Source organism: Nocardia sp. NPDC050793 (assembly GCF_040654065.1).
Taxonomy (GTDB): Bacteria; Actinomycetota; Actinomycetes; order Mycobacteriales; family Mycobacteriaceae; genus Nocardia.
Window position 1 is genome coordinate 216,130 of the sequence record NZ_JBFAHG010000009.1, and the last position, 17,495, is coordinate 233,624.

The window sequence follows — 17,495 nt, forward strand, 5'->3', positions numbered from 1 at the left end:
ATGGGGACTCCTCCGCACGAGTGGCTGGCCAACGTCGCCAGCTACGGCGTACCAGTGATCGCGGTTCCGCGTCACGTGTACAACTTCTTCCACGCGCGTTCCGAAGCCCAGACTCAAGAAGAGAACTTCAACGATCAGCAGTCGAAAGCGCAGAATCAGTGGGATACCGACCGGCAGATCGTCAACAAGACGTGGTCGGACCTGCAGTCGCAGTACGACGGCCGATACGCGGACCGAGTCGTCGTGGGAGACAAGAAAGAATCATTCCTGTCGCAGTCTCACGAGTGGATCTACAACCACTTGAAGGATGTCAAGCAGGTTGAGATCAACGAGGCCGCCAATGGTTGGCGCGACATGGTCCGCGAAGCCGAACGCCTTGTCAGCGACTTCTCTACCGGCGTGCAACGCGACATCGACGACTTCATGGAGGGCAAAACCGCCAACGCGGTGGTCGAATCCACCAAGTCCTACGCGGACGAGATGAAGAAGCTGATCGTCACGTTCAACATGGTCGCTCGCGGACTGGATCTCACCGAGGGATATCTGACCCAGGCGCAGCAGACCGTCGACGAGCCGCACAGCCTGTCGTTGATCGATCAAGTCATCGGTCACATTCCCGGCAACGGGGTTTTCAAGAGCGCCCAGTACCGCGCCGACGAAGCCGAGAACCGGGTCCGCGACTTCATGGATCGGGTGTATCAACCCGGTGTCGTGGACGAAGTGGATCCATACACGCCGATCCTGCCTGAGCCGAAGAGCACGATCGACGACAGCAAGAAGCCGGGTGATACGCCCGGTCCCGGTCCCGGGCCGGGCCCGGGCGGCGGACCGAACCCGGGCAGCGACATTCCGATCCCCGGATCACCCATATCGGAGATCCCCGGCACCGATCCCGGCGGTGAGGCTCCGGATACGCCCGGCTCCGACCCCGAGGACACCGACCAGACGAATCCGGCGAGCACGCAAACTCCGACGACGCCGCAGTCCACCACTCCCGCCGCGACGGTTCCCGACACCAAGCTGCCGAATACGGGTCTGCCGACGCCCTCGGGGCCGGGCCCAGGGGCGCCCGGGCCGGGCGTGCCGACGATTCCATCGCCCGGTCGGTCGGTGCCTGGCGGGAATGTGCCGGGGCAGTCGGGGCCGTCGGGCGGGTTGGCCAACAGTCGTCCGGCGGGCACCGGCAGGGCGGGCATGCCCGGCATGGGTGCGCCGGCTGCTCGCGGTAAGGGTGACGACGACGATGAGCACAAGACGCCTGACTATTTGATCTATGACCATGGCGACGAATTGCTCGGGACGCAGCCGCCCGCGCTGCCGCCGGGCGGAGTGATCGGCGGATGAACGAACCCCATTGGCGCCTGGACGGTTTCATGTTCCAGCTGGCGCTGGAGGCGTTCGGTCGTGACCGGTTGCCCTATCCGTTGCGCTACACGGTGGAGGGCGTCGACGCGCACGACGATTACCTGCGTGCGCGCGCCGAAGCGGGACAGCGACTCGGCCGGATCGCCGACCACCGCCTGCACGGCGCATTACAGGTGCTGCTCGAGCCGCAAGTCCGCGTTGAGGTGCACGGATTCTTCGGGCGCGATTTCGCCCAGGTCGTTCGTATCCACGCGGGGATGGACGGCGAGACCGCGACAGTCGCGGTCCAGCTGCCGGGGCCGGCGCAGCAGTACGGCCGCGACGTGCTGCTCTGGCGCTGTCCCGCGCGAGCCGCCGCTCGGCTTATCGCGGCCCACCTGCCGAGATGCGCTGAGGGACGACACGCGCCGATCCGGGGACGTCGCTCCGATTTGGGCCGGACCGGCTACGCGCAGCACCCGACGCGGTTGTCGCACACCGAGGAGTTGAACCGCATTCTGCGGCGTCCCCGGTCCGGTCTCGGCGAGATCACCGCCTACCGGGGCGCGGCTTACGACAGCAGGCCGACGAACGATGGGCGGGGATTCCATTGGCTGGATTATCTTCCCGCCGACGGCAGGTATCTGCTCTACCACCAGGGGAGTGAGGATTTCACCATCACGCCAGGTGGGTCCGAGGAGATCGAGCGTCAGCTCGCCACCCTGATCGAGTCGACATATCGCCCGGTTACCCGTCGCTGGTGACACCAGCCGACCGTCTTCTCGAAATTTCCATGGCACGAGGCGGTTTCGCGCCGCCTCTATCGGCGGTGGTCAATTCTGGTTCGGGTGGAGAACCAGCATGCTGGTCGCCCCGTGCTGGAATACGTATCGCGTGGGGCGGAGGACGGTGGGAATGCCCTTGTCGTGGAGCTTCTTTCGGAGGTGGGCGACGAGGTCGTCCTGTGCGCGGCCGGTGTGGTCTATCAGGGGGTAGAGGCGGGTCTCGCCGTGGGTGACGCGGGAGAGTTCGAGCAGGGCGGCGAGGTGGAAGTCGGCGTCGAGGCGGTCGGCGTAGGTGAACAGCAGGTGGGAGCTGAGCGCGAGGTCGAAGTTGTTGTCCGGGAAGGGGAGTGCCGGTAGCTGGGCGGCGACGTAGCGGTCGGGGTGGGCGGTGAGGTCGGCGCCGAAGCGGGTGGCGGCGGCCAGTCGGACGCCATGGAGGCGGTCCGGGTCGCCGTAGAAGTCCCAGTGGTAGCGGTCGTGATGCGCTCCGGCGTAGGCGCTTCCGCGTTCGGTCTCGGTGCGGGCGAGCTCGCGCAGTTCGGCGGCGGGCCTGGCGTAGATGGGGTCGGCGGCGGTGACCTGAGCGCCGAGCTCGGCGGCTTCGGCGGCAAAACTCGCCGCCCCGCCGGGGCAGTCGAGTATGCGGCGGCCGCGGAGGTCCGTGTCGTCGAGTTCGAAAATGACGCGGTACTCGGCCAAAGATCTTGCGCTGATCAGGAATTCACCGAGGGCGCCGGTTTCGGTGGGGGGCTTCATCGGAAAACCGTCTCATACGCTGCGATAACGCGACACCGAATTTGCGCCGTGCAGGAATCTTGGCGATCTCCCCGCGCCGCGTGCAGGGCTTGGCGCGGGGATCGCCGATACATTCGGTGCGGGAATTGGGGTTCACCGAAGTACCACGGCCCAATTTACTTCCAACCGGAATCGATGATGCTCATTTGTGAGGGGTATCACAGTTCGGTGTGGAGCCTTGCGGTGAACCGGGATTCGCGATCGGCCTCAGCCGTCGATCGACGGAAGACACGAGCATCACGGCGAATAGAGGCGGATAGCAACGATCAGCGAAATCTGTTTCGGACCGTCGAGGTCCCGCTTGGTCGCGACGTGCGCGATCAGGCGGGACTCGCGGTGAGCCGTTTCAGCGCCTTCACGACCACCTCAGGGTCGGCGGTCTCCCAATACGGCGGGAGGGTGGCACGCAGGTAACCCCCGTAGCGTGCGGTCGCCAACCTGGAGTCGAGGATGGCGACGACGCCGCGATCGTCCACGCTGCGCAGCAGCCTGCCGGTGCCCTGGGCGAGCAGCAGCGCCGCGTGATTGGCCGCGACGGTGAGAAAGCCGTTGCCGCCGCGGGATTCGACCGCCCGTTGCCGCGCCGCGAGCAGCGGGTCGTCCGGGCGGGGGAACGGAATACGGTCCAGGATCACCAGACTCAGCGACGGGCCGGGGACGTCGACGCCCTGCCACAGCGACAGGGTGCCGAACAGCGAGGTCTCCGGATCGTCGGCGAATTTGCGCACCAGCGCGCCCGTCGAGTCCTCGCCCTGGCACAGCACCGGCGTGTTCAACCGGTCGCGCAGCGCGTCGGTGGCGGCGCGGGCGGCGCGCATCGAAGAGAACAGGCCGAGGGTTCGTCCGCCCGCGGCATCGATCAGGCGCTCGATCTCGTCGAGGTAGGCGGGCGGCAGACCGTCGCGGCCCGGCGGCGGCAGATGTTTGGCGACGTAGAGGATGCCCGACTTGGCGTGGTCGAAGGGGGAGCCGACGTCGAGCGAGCTCCAGCGCACGGTCTCGGTGTCCGAGGGCGCCTGCGCGCCGTTGGCGGTTCCGGTGTCGGGGCGGTTCGCGGACTGCGCGGGCAGACCCCAGGTGACCGCGAGCCCGTCGAAGGATCCGCCGATCTGCAGGGTGGCCGAGGTGAGCACCACGGTGGCGGTGCCGAACAGCCGCGAGCGCAGCAGTCCGCCGACCGAGAGCGGCGCCATGCGCAGCGTCTTGCGCGGCACGCCACCGCGCGCGTCCTCGGCCGCCAGCCAGATGACGTCGCGCCGGGACGCCGGATCGGGTTCGTCGAACGCGGTGAGCGCGCGGACGGCGCTGTCGTGTATTTCGTCGATCGCGGCCAACGCCAGCGTGCGAGCGGCCGCGGTGTCCGGATCACCCTGCGGGTTGCCGCTGCCAGGTGGTGCGAGTTCGGTCCTCGCGTTCCATGCGGCGTCGCGCACCAGGGCCAGCGCCTGGGCGACACCGTCGGGCATGACGTCCCAGCGTGCGGGCGGCAGCTCATCGAGGATCTGATGCCAGGCCTCCGCCGCGCCCTCCAGCCGGTCGACCTCGCGCTCGTCGACGAGTTTGGCGCAGCGGCGGGCGGCGGCGCTGATCGCGGACGGCGCCAGTTCGGCGGTGGCAACGCCGGTGACCCGGTCGACCAGTTCGTGCGCTTCGTCGATCACCACGACGTCGTGTTCGGGTAGCACCTGGATGCCGCTGATGGCGTCGATGGCGAGCAGGGCGTGGTTGGTCACCACCACGTCGGCCTGGGCCGACTCGGCGCGGGCGCGCTCGGCGTAGCAGTCCTGCCCGAACGGGCAGCGCGATTTGCCGAGGCACTCCCGCGAGGACACGCTGACCTGACGCCAGGCGCGATCGGTGACGCCGGGCGCGAGCTCGTCGCGGTCGCCGGTCTCGGTGTTGGAGGCCCAGTCGTTCAGGCGCTGCACCTCGCGACCGAGGCGGGAGATCGCGAACGCGTCGAACAGTTCGGCCTCGGCGGGCTCGTCGGGTATCGCGCTGTTGATCTTGTTGAGGCACAGGTAGTTGTTGCGGCCCTTGAGGATCGCGAAACGAGCCGGGCGACCGAGTGGCTTGGCCAGCGCATCGGCCAGGCGGGGCAGGTCGCGGTCGACCAGCTGACGCTGGAGCGCGATCGTCGCGGTCGACACCACCACCGTGCGCCCGGTGCGCACCGCGTGCCGCAGGCTCGGCACCAGGTAGGCCAGCGACTTGCCGGTGCCGGTGCCGGCCTGGACGGCCAGGTGCTCCTTGGTGTCGATCGCGTGGTCGACGGCCGACGCCATCGTCACCTGCCCGGAGCGCTCCTTACCGCCCAACGCGTGCACGGCGGTGGCCAAAAGGTCGGAGACTGGGGGCAGTTCGGGCACGCGTGCAGCCTACTGCGCGCCACCGACACGGTTCACCGGTCGGGCCGGACGAAGTCGTCGAGGTTGGCGCGCGCGTACTCGAGCACGCGCCGCTGGAAGTCCGCGGGCTCGTTGGCGTCGTAGAGTGCGTCAGCGCGGTTCTTCCGTGTGCCGTCCGGCGGCTGCCTGATCCGGTCGGGGTTGTCGAGCACGGCGTACTCGTCGTCCCAGAGCCGATCCAAATCGGCGTCGTCGTGCGATTCCGCCAGCGCCTCGTATCCGGCGACCACCACCGCGGCGGCCAGGCCTGGCATTCCCGCGGCTCGCAGCGCGCCGGGCAGCCAGGGGAGTTCGTCGGCCCGTCGCGCGAGGAAGTTTTCGAAGCCGCCCGCGCGGAGTTGCTCGTCCAGCGAGGCGAGGACCATGAGGTTGGCGAACGCGCGCGGCAGCGCGGTCCGTCGGCGGAAGCGGTCGCCGCGCAGCTCCTCGGTCGCCGGATTGGACCAGAAGACGATGTCCGCCGCGCGTTCGATGTCGGCGGCGTCCGCCAGTGCGCGGGCGACGGCGGCGCGAGCGCTCGCCGGGAATCGGTAGTCCACGGGCTGGACCCTAGCGGGGACAGCCTGCCGAGTCCGTCGGCAGGCTGGGTGCCGACGCGGCTCGAGGAGCGCGTGCCGGATCGAAGTCGTCGACAGCCGCGCCGTGGCCGGGCGCCGGAGGCGGTCGGTCGAGCGGTGTGCGATGCCAGGGCGAGCGTCTAGCGCGCGGGCAACTTCCCGGCGAGTTCTACGCCGGCGGCGCGGAGTTGCTCGAGCGCCTTCTCGGTGGTCGCCTGCGCCACACCCGCGGTCAGGCCGAGCAGCACGCGTGTCTCGAATCCGGCCGCCCTGGCGTCCAGCGCGGTGGCGCGCACGCAGTGATCGGTCGCGATGCCGACGACGTCGACCATGTCGATGTCGCGCTCGCGCAGCCACTCGGCGAGTTCGGTGCCGTCGGCGGCCGCGCCCTCGAAACCCGAATAGGCGGCACTGTATTCGCCCTTGGAGAAGATCTCGTGGATCGGCGCGGTGTCCAGGTTCGGGTGGAAGTCGGCGCCGGGGGTGCCGACGCGGCAGTGCGGTGGCCAGCTGTCCACGTAGTCCGGTTCGGTGGAGAAGTGCGCGCCGGGATCGATGTGGTAGTCGCGGGTGGCGACGACCGCGGCATAGCTACCGGCGGTCACGTGCTCGCTGATACGACTTGCGACCGCGGCGCCCCCGTCGACCGCGAGCGAACCGCCTTCGCAGAAATCGTTCTGCACGTCGACGATGATCAACGCCCGCTTCATTTCATGACACCTTCCGGGTGATGTAAACGAAGACTACCCCCGCCGGTGATTACTCCATGCCGCCCTCTTCTCTGGCGGATCGGTTCGACATGGAGGTTGGTATGAGTCCTTTGGCCAAGCTGGCAGCCGGGGTGGCTCTGGGGTCAGCGGCGGGCTTCACCGGGTTCTCGCTGGCGCTGCGCGCATTTGACGGCGAGTGGCCCGTGGGCGCCGAGTGGTTCTCGGTGGTGATCAGCGGGGTAGCGGTCGGGGTGATCGCGCTGCTCGTTGTTCTGGCGCTCGTCGCTTTCACAGGTATCGGGCGACGCTCCGGTGCCGGAAATCCGAGCAATGACGTCGATCAGCTCAGGAACGTCGTCGGGATGGCGGGATCGCCGTCGGAGAGTTTCAGGCCTTCCCACGGCAGGCTGACCAACCCGCGCGCCACCAGCGCCCGGCTCTCGGCCAAGGTCGGAAGCCCGGCCACCGCTTTGCCGTCGCGCATCAGCGGGACCGAAAGCAGGCGGGGTTGGAAGCCGCCGCTCTCGGGCTCGGGGCCAGCCGAAAGATAGACGATCTCCTCGACGACGGTGCCGGTGTCGCGCGCAAGGCGTACCGCCTTCTTCGCGCCGCCGCGAGATTCCTTGTGGCTGCTGCGCTTGGCGACCGGCAGCCCGTCCACCTCCACCAGCTTGTAGACCATGCCCGCCGTCGGCGCCCCGGACCCGGTGACCAGTGCGGTGCCGACGCCGTACACGTCGACGGGGTCGCCGTGCAGCGCGGCGATCGAGTATTCGTCCAGGTCGCCGGAGACCACGATGCGGGTCTTCGTCGCGCCGAGTTCGTCGAGTTGCACGCGCACCTGCCGGGCCAGCACCCCGAGATCGCCGGAATCGATGCGCACGCCGCCGAGTTCCGTGCCCGCGACCTCGATCGCGGTGGCCACGCCACGGGTGATGTCGAAGGTGTCGACCAGCAGTGTGGTGCCGACGCCGAGCGTCTCGACCTGGCTGCGGAAGGCCGCGGCCTCGTGCGCGCCGTCGGCGCCGCTGTGCAGCAGTGTGAACGCATGCGCGCTGGTGCCTGCGCCCGGCACGCCGTAGGTGCGCACCGCCTCCAGGTTCGAGGTGGCGTCGAAACCCGCGAGGTAGGCGGCCCGCGATGCCGAGGGCGCGGACAGTTCGTGCGCGCGCCGCGAGCCCATCTCGATCATCCGGCGGCCCGCGGCGGCGCTCACCATGCGGGCCGCGGCCGAGGCGATCGCGCTGTCGTGATTGAGGATCGACAGGATCAGCGTCTCCAGCAAGACACACTCGGCGAAGCTGCCACGGACCGAAAGGATCGGGGAGCCAGGGAAGTACAGCTCTCCCTCGGCGTAGCCGTCGATCTCGCCGGTGAAGCGGTAATCGCGCAGCCAGTCCAGCGTGCGGTCGTCCAGGAATTCGGCGACGATCGCCAGCTCCTGCGCACCGAAACGGAAGTTCGCCAAGGCGTCGGGCAACCGGCCCGTTCCGGCGACGACACCGTAGCGACGACCATGCGGCAACCGCCTGGCGAACACCTCGAAGGTGCACGAGCGATACGCGGAGCCGTCGGCGAGCGCGGCCGCGAGCATGGTCAGTTCGTACTGGTCGGTCAGCAGCGCGGTGCTGGCGACCCCGTCGTGGTCCACATCGGCCACTGTAGCCAGCGGGACTCGCGGGGCGGCCGTGCACGGGTGTTGTATCTCGAGAGGCGAGTCGTACCCTGGACGTTATGAGCTTGTGCGAAACGAGAACGACACTGTCGGCGGCACAGGCGACCCCGGAAGCGGTCGAGTACACCGAGATCCTGGAGGCGGAGGACCGTCCGTGGGTAACTGTGGTGTGGGATGACCCGGTCAATCTCATGCACTACGTGACATACATCTTTCAGAAGCTTTTCGGCTACACCAAAGCCAAGGCGACCGAATTGATGTTGCAGGTGCACAACGAAGGAAAGGCCGTGGTGTCGTCCGGCTCGCGCGACAAGATGGAGCACGACGTCCGCAGGCTGCACGCCGCGGGCCTGTGGGCGACCATGCAACGGGACGACTGATCGGTACGACTACCCTGGCGCTCGTGCGTGAATGGAGCAGGCTCCGTGCGTAAGTGGAGCCGGAAGAACTCGCTGAGCGGCCTCAAATTGCGGTCCGAGATGGACGCGAGAGAGGCCGGAGTCCTGCGCTCTCTTGTCGGCGCGGTGTCCGGGCTGCTCACCGAGCGCTCGCGGTCCGCGCCAGAGGACGAGCTCGCCGCGCTCACCGGCCTGCGCACCGGCAACACCACCCCGCCGGACGACCCGCGGCTGCTGCGGCTGCTGCCGGACTTCCATCGGGCCGAGCCAGGTTCCCCCGACGCTGAGCGCGCGGGCTTGAACAGCGCCCTGCGCGGGCTGCACGAGCCGGAGATCATCGACAGCAAGCTCGCCGCGGGCTCGGTGGTGCTCGACACCGTCCCGCCGGACGGCGGCAAGATCGTGCTGACGCCGGAACAGGCCGACGCGTGGCTCGCCGCGCTCACCGATGTCCGCCTTGCGCTGGGCACCGTGCTGGAGATCGACGCCGACACGCCCGACCATCTCGATCCCGAAGATCCGCGCGGTCCGCACCTGGACGTCTACCACTGGCTGACCTGGATGCAGGACACGCTGCTGCAAGCGCTCGCGCCCTGACCGAAGCGGCGTTGCCGCCCGGCGCCGAACCCGGGCGAGAATGGTCGTCGCGTAACTTCTGGAGGTCAGCGCATGAACGCAGTGCCGGGTCCACGTGATTCACTCACCGACGTCGCCGGTCTGCTCGTCGGACACCATCACGTCCTCGATCCCGACGCCACCCTCGGTTCGGGCGCCGCCACCGGCTGCACCGTGGTGCGGGCGCCGGGCGGCGCGGTCGCCTCGGTCGACGTGCGCGGCGGCGGGCCCGGCACCCGCGAGACCGATCTGCTCGACCCGGCCAACACCGTTCGCCAGGTCCATTCGATCCTGCTCACCGGCGGCAGCGCGTACGGACTCGCCGCGGCCGACGGTGTCATGCGGTGGCTGGAGGAGCACGGCGAAGGCATACCGATGGACCCCGAGGACGCCGACCGCGTGGTACCGATCGTGCCGGGCGCGGTGATCTTCGACCTGCCGGTCGGCGATTGGGACGTGCGGCCAACCGCCGAGTTCGGCTATCGAGCCGCCGCCGCGGCGGCCGCCGATTTCGACCGCGGCTCGGTCGGTGCGGGCGTCGGAGCGCGGGCCGGGTCGATCAAGGGCGGCGTCGGCAGCGCGAGCCTCGTGCTCGGCGAAGGCCCGGCCGCCGGGGTCACCGTGGCGGCGCTGGTGGTGGCCAACCCGGTCGGTTCGGTGTTCGATCCGCGCACCGGTCTGCCGTGGGGAGCGGGCACCGACGGGCCCGGCCGGTTCGGGCTGCGAGCGGCCGATCCGGAGCGCTTGGCCCGCGCCAACGCGCTGCCCGTCAAAGGCACCGTCCTCAACACCACGATCGGCGTAGTCGCCACCGACGCGCCGCTCGATCCGTCCGGCTGCCGCCGGATGGCGGCTACCGCGCACGACGGCCTGGCCCGCGCGGTCCGCCCCGCGCACTCGCCGCTCGACGGCGACACCTTGTTCGCCTTGGCCACCGGCGCCGCCCATCCCACGGTCGTCCCGCTCCCGCCCGCCTTCCCGGACGACCTGCTGCTCCTCGACGCCCTCTGCACCGCGGCGGCCCTCTGCGTCGAACGCGCCATCGTCGACGCCGTCCTCGCCGCGACCCCCGTCGCCGCCATCCCCACCTACACCGACCTCTTCCTGGACTGACCCCGCGCAGCTTTCGCACCCCCCAACACCGGCTAGCCCAGCCGGTGACGAGTAGCTGTGTGCCTACGAACCGGGAAACCGGGACCGGGAAGTGGAGCGAGGGGAATAGGCGAATAGGCTGGCTCGTTGTCGGCTGTGGATCAGGTCGGCGAAGGTATGCGGAAGGGTTTGACTCGTGTTGGTGATCAGAGCCGACCTCGTGGCGGCGATGGTGGCGCATGCTCGCGCCGACCACCCGGACGAGGCCTGCGGGGTCATCGCGGGGCCGGAGGGCTCCGATCGGCCGGAGCGGTTCATCGCGATGGTCAACGCCGAACGCTCGCCGACCTTCTACCGCTTCGATTCCGGCGAACAGCTGAAGGTGTGGCGCGAGATGGACGCGGCCGACGAGGAGCCGGTGGTGATCTACCACTCGCACACCGCCACCGAGGCCTACCCGAGCCGCACGGACATCTCCTACGCGTCCGAGCCCAACGCGCACTACGTGCTGGTCTCGACCCGCGACCCCGAACAGCACGAGCTGCGCAGCTACCGGATCCTCGACGGCGAGGTCACCGAGGAGCCGGTGCGGATCGTCGCCGCCTACGAGACCGCCTGACCCCGAGCCATGACGAGAACCGAGGAGAACCCATGTCGGTAACTGTGTCCATCCCGACCATCATGCGCGGCCTCACCAAAGGCGAGAAGCGGGTGCAGGCCGAGGGCGAGACGCTGTCCGCGCTGATCGACAACCTCGACGCCAACCACCCCGGGCTGGCCGAGCGGCTGCTCAAGGACGGCAAGCTGAACCGCTTCGTCAACATCTACGTCGATGACGAGGACGTGCGCTTCGCGGGCGGTCTGGCCGCCGAGGTGCCCGCGGGCGCGAGCGTCACCATCCTGCCCGCGGTCGCCGGTGGCGCGCGGACGCACGTCGACGGGACTCGCTGATTCCGTGGCGCGCTACGAATCGCTGATCGCGACCCTCGGCGACACCCCGCTGGTCGGCCTGCGCACGCTGTCCCCGAAGTGGGACGGCGAGGACCACGTGCGGCTGTGGGCCAAGCTGGAGGACCGCAACCCCACCGGGTCGATCAAGGACCGCCCCGCGCTGCGCATGATCGAACAGGCCGAGGCCGACGGTCTGCTGCGGCCCGGCTGCACCATCCTGGAGCCGACCAGCGGCAATACCGGTATCTCGCTGGCCATGGCCGCCAAGCTCAAGGGCTACCGGCTGGTCTGCGTGATGCCCGAGAACACCTCGGTGGAGCGGCGTCAGCTGCTCACCATGTTCGGCGCGGAGATCATCGATTCGCCGGCGGCTGGCGGCTCCAACCAGGCGGTGGCCAAGGCCAAGGAGATCGCCGCGGCCAACCCCGACTGGGTGATGCTCTATCAATACGGCAACCCCGCCAACGCGCTCGCGCACTATGAGGGAACCGGTCCCGAACTGCTCGCCGATCTGCCCGAGATCACGCACTTCGTCGCGGGACTCGGCACCACCGGCACGTTGATGGGCACAGGGCGCTTCCTGCGCGAGAAGGTCCCGAACATCGAAATCGTCGCTGCCGAACCGCGATACGGCGAACTCGTCTACGGCCTGCGCAACATCGACGAGGGCTTCATCCCCGAGCTGTACGACGAGTCGGTGCTGACCTCCCGCTTCTCCGTCGGTCCGTTCGACGCGGTCAAGCGCACCCGCGAACTGGTGCTGGAGGAGGGCATCTTCGCGGGCATCTCGACCGGAGCCATCCTGCACGCGGCGCTCGGCGTCGCGCGCAAGGCGGTCAAGGCGGGAACGCGGGCCGACATCGCGTTCGTAGTGGCCGACGGCGGCTGGAAGTATCTGTCGACCGGTGCGTACGACGGAACGCTCGAAGAGGCGGAGGAGCGGCTGGAAGGCCAGCTCTGGGCGTGAGCTCCGCGGCGCCGGGTGGGTAGCCCGGCGCCTCGCGGGCGTGGGCTACGCCTCGCGATCGGTACGCTCGAAGGACGAGCTGTGGCATCGATCAGGAGGTTGCCATGACCGGCGGACTCGGGCCCTCGTTCGACCCGGATCGGATCGCGGCCCTGCGGGCGCAGTCGCGGACTCCGCGTTCGGTCACACCGGGCGCCGCACCGCCCGGATCGAAGCCAGTGCCGCGCTCGGGCGATTTCGCGGCGATGAAGCAGTTGTGGCTGCGCGCGGGGGTGCTGATCACCGGATTCGTGCTGCTGCTCTACGCCGTCGAGGGCTTCGACGCCATCGACAGCCGCGAACTCGATCGCGCCGGTATCGAACCGCGCGAGGCGGACGGGCTGTGGGGAATTCTCTGGGCTCCGCTACTGCACAGTGGCTGGGACCATCTGATCGGCAACACGCTGCCGGTACTCGTCCTCGGCTTCCTCGTCTTGGCGGCGGGAATCGGGCGCGGGGTGGCGGCCACCGCGATCATCTGGGTGCTCGCCGGGCTCGGCACCTGGCTCACCGGGGGCGACGGCAGCGTGCACGTCGGCGCCTCCTCGCTGGTCTTCGGGTGGCTCACCTTCCTCATCCTGCGCGGCTGGTTCGCCAAGCAGATCGGACATATCGTGCTCGGTTTCGTCGTCCTGGTGCTGTACGGCTCGCTGCTGTGGGGCGTACTGCCCGGCCAGAACGGAATCTCTTGGCAGGGCCACCTTTTCGGCGCGATCGGCGGTGTCGTCGCGGCCTGGCTGCTGGCCCCGAGGCAACGGCGTGCGCCCGAGCCGACGCTCGCCTGAGGCCGCACGGAAATTCTTGGCGGGGGGACGATTTCACGGGTGGCGCATGAGCCGCCCGGCGGCTGGGTACGCTCTGCTAATGGACGTCGACGCCGTAGGAAGGATCGAGCGGGGATCCTCGACGCACTACGGTGCGAGCGCAGCCCGTCGCAGATTTGGGGGGATCATTTCGTGACCGAGAATTCGCCGTGGCAGCATGAGGGCATGCGCCTTACCGTCCTCGGGTGCTCGGGCAGTGTGTCCGGCCCGGACTCCCCAGCGTCGGGATACCTGCTGAGCGGCCCGGATATGAATCCGACCGTCATCGATTTCGGTCCCGGTGTGCTCGGTGCGCTGCAGCGCTACGCCGACCCCGGCGAGGTCGACGTCTTCCTGACCCACCTGCACGCGGACCACTGCCTCGACCTGCCCGGTCTGCTGGTGTGGCGGCGCTACCATCCGACCCCGCCGGTCGGGCGGGCCATCGTGCGCGGTCCCTCGGATGCCGCGCTGCGCATCGGCAACGCCTCGGCCGAGATCGGCGGCGAATGCGACGACTGGTCCGACGTGATCGACATGCGGCAGTGGGCCGAGGGCGAACAGATCGAGTTCGGCCCCGGGCACACGGTCGTGGCGCGGAGGATGTACCACCCTCCGGAGTCCTACGGCCTGCGCATCACCACCAAAGCGGGCCGCACCTTCGTCTACACCGGCGACACCGCGATGTGCGACGCCGTGCAGGAACTCGCCCAGGGCGCCGACATCTTGATGTCGGAGGCGTCCTGGACCCACGATCCGGCGAATCGTCCGCCCGGCATCCATCTTTCGGGCACCGAGGCGGGCCAGATCGCGGCCCGCGCGGGCGTGAAGGAACTGCTGCTGACCCACATTCCGCCGTGGACCTCGCGCGAGGACGTCATCGCCGAGGCCAAGGCCGAGTTCGCAGGCCCGGTGCACGCCGTCGCGCCGGGGGAGAGCTTCGACATCTGACGGGTCGCCGGGGTTGCGGTCGGACCGCGTCGGGCGCGTCCACTAGGCTGGCCACGTGTCGAGACGAGCCGATGGCAGGGCGGACGATGAACTCCGCGAGGTACGGATCACCCGTGGATTCACCACGCATCCAGCCGGTTCGGTGCTGGTGGAGTTCGGTCAGACCCGGGTGATGTGCACGGCCAGCGTGACCGAAGGGGTGCCGCCGTGGCGGCGCGATTCCGGACTCGGCTGGCTCACCGCCGAATACGCGATGCTGCCCGCGGCCACGCACACCCGCTCCGGCCGGGAGTCGGTGAAGGGCAAGGTCGGCGGGCGCACCCAGGAGATCAGCAGGCTGATCGGCCGCTCGCTGCGCGCCTGCATCGATCTCGCGGCCATCGGCGAGAACACCATCGCCATCGACTGCGACGTGCTCCAGGCCGACGGCGGCACCCGCACCGCGGCCATCACCGGCGCGTACGTGGCGCTCGCCGACGCGGTGACCTGGCTCGGCGCCTCCGGCAGGCTGGCTGACCCGCAGCCCATCTCCTGCGCGATCGCCGCGGTGAGCGTCGGCGTCGTCGACGGCCGGGTGCGGCTCGACCTACCCTACGAAGAGGATTCGCGCGCGGAGGTCGACATGAACGTGGTCGCCACCGACACCGGAACCCTTGTGGAGATCCAGGGCACCGGCGAGGGCGCCACCTTCCCGCGCTCCACCCTGGACAAGCTCCTCGACTCCGCGCTCGCCGGATGCGAGCAGCTGTTCACGGTGCAGAAGGAGGCGTTGGCGCTGCCGTATCCCGGTGTGCTGCCCGAGCCCGTCGAGACGTCGAAGAAGAAGTGATGAGCCGGGTCCTGCTCGCCAGCCGCAATGCCAAGAAACTGAAGGAATTGCGCCGCATCCTGGACGAGGCGGGCGTTGCCGGGGTGGAGATCGTCGGTCTGGACGACGTGCCCCCCTACGACGAGGCGCCCGAGACCGGAGCAACCTTCGAGGAGAACGCGCTGGCCAAGGCTCGCGACGGCGCCGCGGCGACCGGATTGCCCTGTGTCGCGGACGATTCCGGTATCGAGGTGGACGCGCTGAACGGCATGCCCGGCGTGCTGTCCGCCCGCTGGGCAGGGCGGCACGGCGACGACGGCGCCAACAACGCGCTACTGCTCGGCCAGCTCACCGATGTCCCCGACGAGCGGCGCGGCGCGCGCTTCGTCTCGACCTGCGCGCTGGTGGTTCCTGGCGGCGCGGAACTCGTGGTGCGCGGCGAATGGCCCGGCGTCATCGCCCGGAAACCGGTGGGGGAGGGCGGTTTCGGTTACGACCCGCTGTTCGTGCCGGAGGGCGGCGAGGTCTCGGCCGCCCAGCTCACGCCCGCCGAGAAGGACGCCGCCTCGCATCGCGGCCGCGCGCTGCGGCAGCTGCTGCCCGCGCTCACCGCCCTCGCCGAGGCCTGACCGACGCACGTGGTCGGTCGCCGGATCGATTCGATGTCTCGGCGGGCGCGCGGCACTCGAATCTCCGACACAGGCCGGACCGCACGCCACGTCGAGAACCGCGCCGCGCCTCAGACGCCGAAGTCGTTCTTGACCTGCTTGGCGTTGGTGTGCTCGACGAAGAACGACAGCAGCGGGACGGTGCCCGCGATGAGGGTGCCGACGGTGCGGCCGATCGGCCAGCGCACCTTGACCGCGAGGTCGGCGGTGGCGATCAGGTAGATGAAGTACACCCAGCCGTGGACGACCGCGATCCAGCTCGGCGTGCTCGCACCGAAGCCGTACTTGGCGATCATCTCGCCGGTGAGCAGCAGCAGCCACAGGCCGGTGGTCCAGGCGAGCACCCGGTAGCGCAGCAGTGCCGAGGCGATCTTGGCGGTGTTCGCCGCTTTGGCCGGCGCCGGCGCGGGCGCGGCCTCGGTGGCGACGGTGGTCTCGTTCTCGCTGGCGCTCAACCGGCGCTCCTCTCGGTGTTGCGGGTGTCCAAGCCTGCCCGGCGAACCCGGTCGTCGAGCTCGTCGGCGTTGAGCGCGGCCAGGTACTTGTTGTATTCGGCGAGCACCGGATCGTCGTCGCGGGCGGCCTTGGGGCGCTCGGGCAGGATGCCCGCCGGAATCTCGCGCGGCGCGGTCTTCGGCGCGGCTTCGGTCCGCTGCGGCGCGGCGCCCGGCGTATGCCGTTCTTCGGTTTCGGTCTCCAGTCGCACGAACCGGAAGTAGGCGAACACCGCGAACCCGGCGAACAACGGCCACTGCAGCGCGTACCCGAGATTCTGCCCGGTACCGCTGGACGACTCGAATCGCTCCCACTGCCACCAGCCCAGCGCCAGGCAGGCCAGGGCGGCGACGATCACCAGCGCGATCAGGGCCGGGCGATTGTGTGCCGAGCGGCGGGAAGAAGCGGACACGCCTACTACGGTACCTGTCTACTACAGGGTGCGTAGGAGCAGGTCGGTCTCGGCTCTCCCCGCCGCGAGCGCGGTCAGAACCGGTACGTGATCCCCGTCATCCGCTCCGATTCCGACCACAGTCGCCGCTGCAACTCGGGGTTCTTCGAGAGCCTGCTGGAGGGGGAGGGCTGCACCGGTCCCTGGGTGCCGAACAGCCGGGTCGGACCCCAGTAGATGTCGGGATCGGCGTCGGGCATGGTGGCGGCGAACAGCGTCGAGTGCGCGGCCTTCGCCGGGGCGTGCCCGATCAGGCGGATGAACGGCTTGCTGACCCGGTCCAGCGGGGTCTCGGTCTTGGCGAACAGGTCGGTGGCCGAGACACCTGGGTGCACGGCGTAGGAGCGCTTCTTCGAGCCGGACTCGGCCAGGCGGCGCTGCAACTCCCGCGCGAACATGAGGTTCGCCAGCTTGGCCTGCGCGTAAGCGAGATTGCGCTGGTAACGGCGGTTCTCGTAGTTGAGATCGTCGATCCACAGCTTCGGGGTCTGCTTGTGCGCGATGCTGGCGAGCGTGACCACCCGGTCGCGGACGCGGTCGAGCAGCAGGCCGGTCAGCGCGAAGTGGCCGAGATGGTTGACGCCGAACTGGGTCTCGAAGCCGTCCGCGGTCCGGGAGAAGGGGATGTTCATCAGGCCCGCGTTGTTGACGAGCACGTCGATCTCGCCGGACTGCTCGGCGAACGCGCGCACCGAGGTCAGGTCGGCGAGGTCGAGCGCGGCGACCCGCACGTCACCGGGGATCGCGGCCGCCACCTCCTTCGCTTTGGCGGCGTTGCGGCAGGCCATGACGACCGTCGCGCCCTTGGCGGCCAGCACCTTGGTGGTCTCCGCGCCGATGCCGCCGTTGGCGCCGGTGATGACATAAGTGCGCCCGGTCTGGTCCGGGATTTCGGTAGGTTTCCACGCCATGGGGCAACCTTACTCTGGAGTAAGTTTTGAGGGAAGGAACCGCGCCATGGTCGCCGCGTCGATTGTCGGCCC

General features: G+C 69.3%; 20 protein-coding genes. 12 read left to right on the forward strand and 8 right to left on the reverse strand.

Annotated features, from left to right (window positions below):
- Positions 1-1,344, forward strand: coding sequence for a hypothetical protein (locus tag AB0H50_RS27830; protein WP_357458092.1), 1,344 nt, complete (start codon positions 1-3; stop codon positions 1,342-1,344).
- Positions 1,341-2,108: an ESX secretion-associated protein EspG gene (locus AB0H50_RS27835; protein ID WP_357458094.1), complete on the forward strand. Its 768-nt coding sequence runs from the start codon at positions 1,341-1,343 to the stop codon at positions 2,106-2,108. The genes AB0H50_RS27830 and AB0H50_RS27835 overlap by 4 nt, the downstream gene beginning before the upstream one ends.
- A gap of 69 nt (positions 2,109-2,177) precedes the next feature.
- Here the strand turns inward: AB0H50_RS27835 and AB0H50_RS27840 are convergent, their stop codons facing one another.
- The 5 genes from AB0H50_RS27840 to AB0H50_RS27860 all read right to left on the reverse strand — a co-directional run bounded on the left by AB0H50_RS27840 (position 2,178) and on the right by AB0H50_RS27860 (position 8,193).
- Positions 2,178-2,885: a hypothetical protein gene (locus AB0H50_RS27840; RefSeq protein WP_357458097.1), complete on the reverse strand. Its 708-nt coding sequence runs from the start codon at positions 2,883-2,885 to the stop codon at positions 2,178-2,180.
- A 359-nt stretch (positions 2,886-3,244) separates the two neighbouring features.
- Positions 3,245-5,293, reverse strand: coding sequence for an ATP-dependent DNA helicase (locus AB0H50_RS27845; protein ID WP_357458100.1), 2,049 nt, complete (start codon positions 5,291-5,293; stop codon positions 3,245-3,247).
- A gap of 32 nt (positions 5,294-5,325) precedes the next feature.
- Positions 5,326-5,871, reverse strand: coding sequence for a hypothetical protein (locus AB0H50_RS27850; RefSeq protein ID WP_357458102.1), 546 nt, complete (start codon positions 5,869-5,871; stop codon positions 5,326-5,328).
- Between the two features lie 158 nt (positions 5,872-6,029).
- On the reverse strand, positions 6,030-6,599 hold the full coding sequence (locus tag AB0H50_RS27855) for a nicotinamidase (RefSeq protein WP_357458104.1): 570 nt from the start codon (positions 6,597-6,599) through the stop codon (positions 6,030-6,032).
- 340 nt (positions 6,600-6,939) lie between these two features.
- The gene (locus AB0H50_RS27860) at positions 6,940-8,193 is read right to left on the reverse strand and encodes a nicotinate phosphoribosyltransferase (RefSeq protein WP_357458351.1); all 1,254 of its coding nucleotides are present in this window, start codon (positions 8,191-8,193) and stop codon (positions 6,940-6,942) included.
- Positions 8,194-8,333: 140 nt separating this feature from the next.
- Here AB0H50_RS27860 and clpS point away from each other — a divergent pair, with 140 nt between their 5' ends.
- The 10 genes from clpS (at position 8,334) to rdgB (ending at position 15,527) form a co-directional block, all read left to right on the forward strand.
- Positions 8,334-8,654, forward strand: coding sequence for an ATP-dependent Clp protease adapter ClpS (gene clpS / locus AB0H50_RS27865; RefSeq protein WP_357458106.1), 321 nt, complete (start codon positions 8,334-8,336; stop codon positions 8,652-8,654).
- Positions 8,655-8,699: 45 nt separating this feature from the next.
- Positions 8,700-9,269, forward strand: a complete 570-nt coding sequence (locus tag AB0H50_RS27870) for a DUF2017 domain-containing protein (protein WP_357458108.1) — start codon at positions 8,700-8,702, stop codon at positions 9,267-9,269.
- 72 nt (positions 9,270-9,341) lie between these two features.
- Positions 9,342-10,400 carry a P1 family peptidase gene (locus tag AB0H50_RS27875; protein WP_357458111.1) on the forward strand — a complete coding sequence of 353 codons (1,059 nt, stop codon included), beginning with the start codon at positions 9,342-9,344 and terminating at the stop codon, positions 10,398-10,400.
- A 175-nt stretch (positions 10,401-10,575) separates the two neighbouring features.
- Entirely contained in the window at positions 10,576-10,998 is a 423-nt protein-coding gene (locus AB0H50_RS27880) for a M67 family metallopeptidase (RefSeq protein ID WP_357458114.1), read from the forward strand.
- A gap of 32 nt (positions 10,999-11,030) precedes the next feature.
- Positions 11,031-11,330: a MoaD/ThiS family protein gene (locus AB0H50_RS27885; protein ID WP_357458116.1), complete on the forward strand. Its 300-nt coding sequence runs from the start codon at positions 11,031-11,033 to the stop codon at positions 11,328-11,330.
- 4 nt (positions 11,331-11,334) lie between these two features.
- Positions 11,335-12,297, forward strand: coding sequence for a cysteine synthase (locus AB0H50_RS27890; RefSeq protein ID WP_357458119.1), 963 nt, complete (start codon positions 11,335-11,337; stop codon positions 12,295-12,297).
- Between the two features lie 104 nt (positions 12,298-12,401).
- The gene (locus AB0H50_RS27895) at positions 12,402-13,121 is read left to right on the forward strand and encodes a rhomboid family intramembrane serine protease (protein ID WP_357458122.1); all 720 of its coding nucleotides are present in this window, start codon (positions 12,402-12,404) and stop codon (positions 13,119-13,121) included.
- 204 nt (positions 13,122-13,325) lie between these two features.
- Positions 13,326-14,090, forward strand: a complete 765-nt coding sequence (locus tag AB0H50_RS27900) for a cyclic nucleotide-degrading phosphodiesterase (protein ID WP_357458353.1) — start codon at positions 13,326-13,328, stop codon at positions 14,088-14,090.
- A 55-nt stretch (positions 14,091-14,145) separates the two neighbouring features.
- Positions 14,146-14,919 (forward strand): ribonuclease PH, encoded by a 774-nt coding sequence (gene rph, locus AB0H50_RS27905; RefSeq protein WP_357458124.1) that lies wholly within the window; start codon positions 14,146-14,148, stop codon positions 14,917-14,919.
- The gene (rdgB, locus tag AB0H50_RS27910; protein WP_357458127.1) at positions 14,919-15,527 is read left to right on the forward strand and encodes an RdgB/HAM1 family non-canonical purine NTP pyrophosphatase; all 609 of its coding nucleotides are present in this window, start codon (positions 14,919-14,921) and stop codon (positions 15,525-15,527) included. Before rph ends, rdgB begins: the two co-directional genes overlap by 1 nt.
- Before the next feature lie 110 nt (positions 15,528-15,637).
- Here the strand turns inward: rdgB and AB0H50_RS27915 are convergent, their stop codons facing one another.
- The 3 genes from AB0H50_RS27915 to AB0H50_RS27925 form a co-directional block, all read right to left on the reverse strand.
- Positions 15,638-16,021 carry a DUF3817 domain-containing protein gene (locus AB0H50_RS27915; RefSeq protein WP_357458130.1) on the reverse strand — a complete coding sequence of 128 codons (384 nt, stop codon included), beginning with the start codon at positions 16,019-16,021 and terminating at the stop codon, positions 15,638-15,640.
- Positions 16,018-16,473 carry a transcriptional regulator gene (locus AB0H50_RS27920; protein WP_357458132.1) on the reverse strand — a complete coding sequence of 152 codons (456 nt, stop codon included), beginning with the start codon at positions 16,471-16,473 and terminating at the stop codon, positions 16,018-16,020. Before AB0H50_RS27920 ends, AB0H50_RS27915 begins: the two co-directional genes overlap by 4 nt.
- Positions 16,474-16,547: 74 nt before the next feature.
- Positions 16,548-17,423 carry an oxidoreductase gene (locus AB0H50_RS27925; protein WP_357458135.1) on the reverse strand — a complete coding sequence of 292 codons (876 nt, stop codon included), beginning with the start codon at positions 17,421-17,423 and terminating at the stop codon, positions 16,548-16,550.
- Between the last annotated feature and the right edge of the window lie 72 nt (positions 17,424-17,495).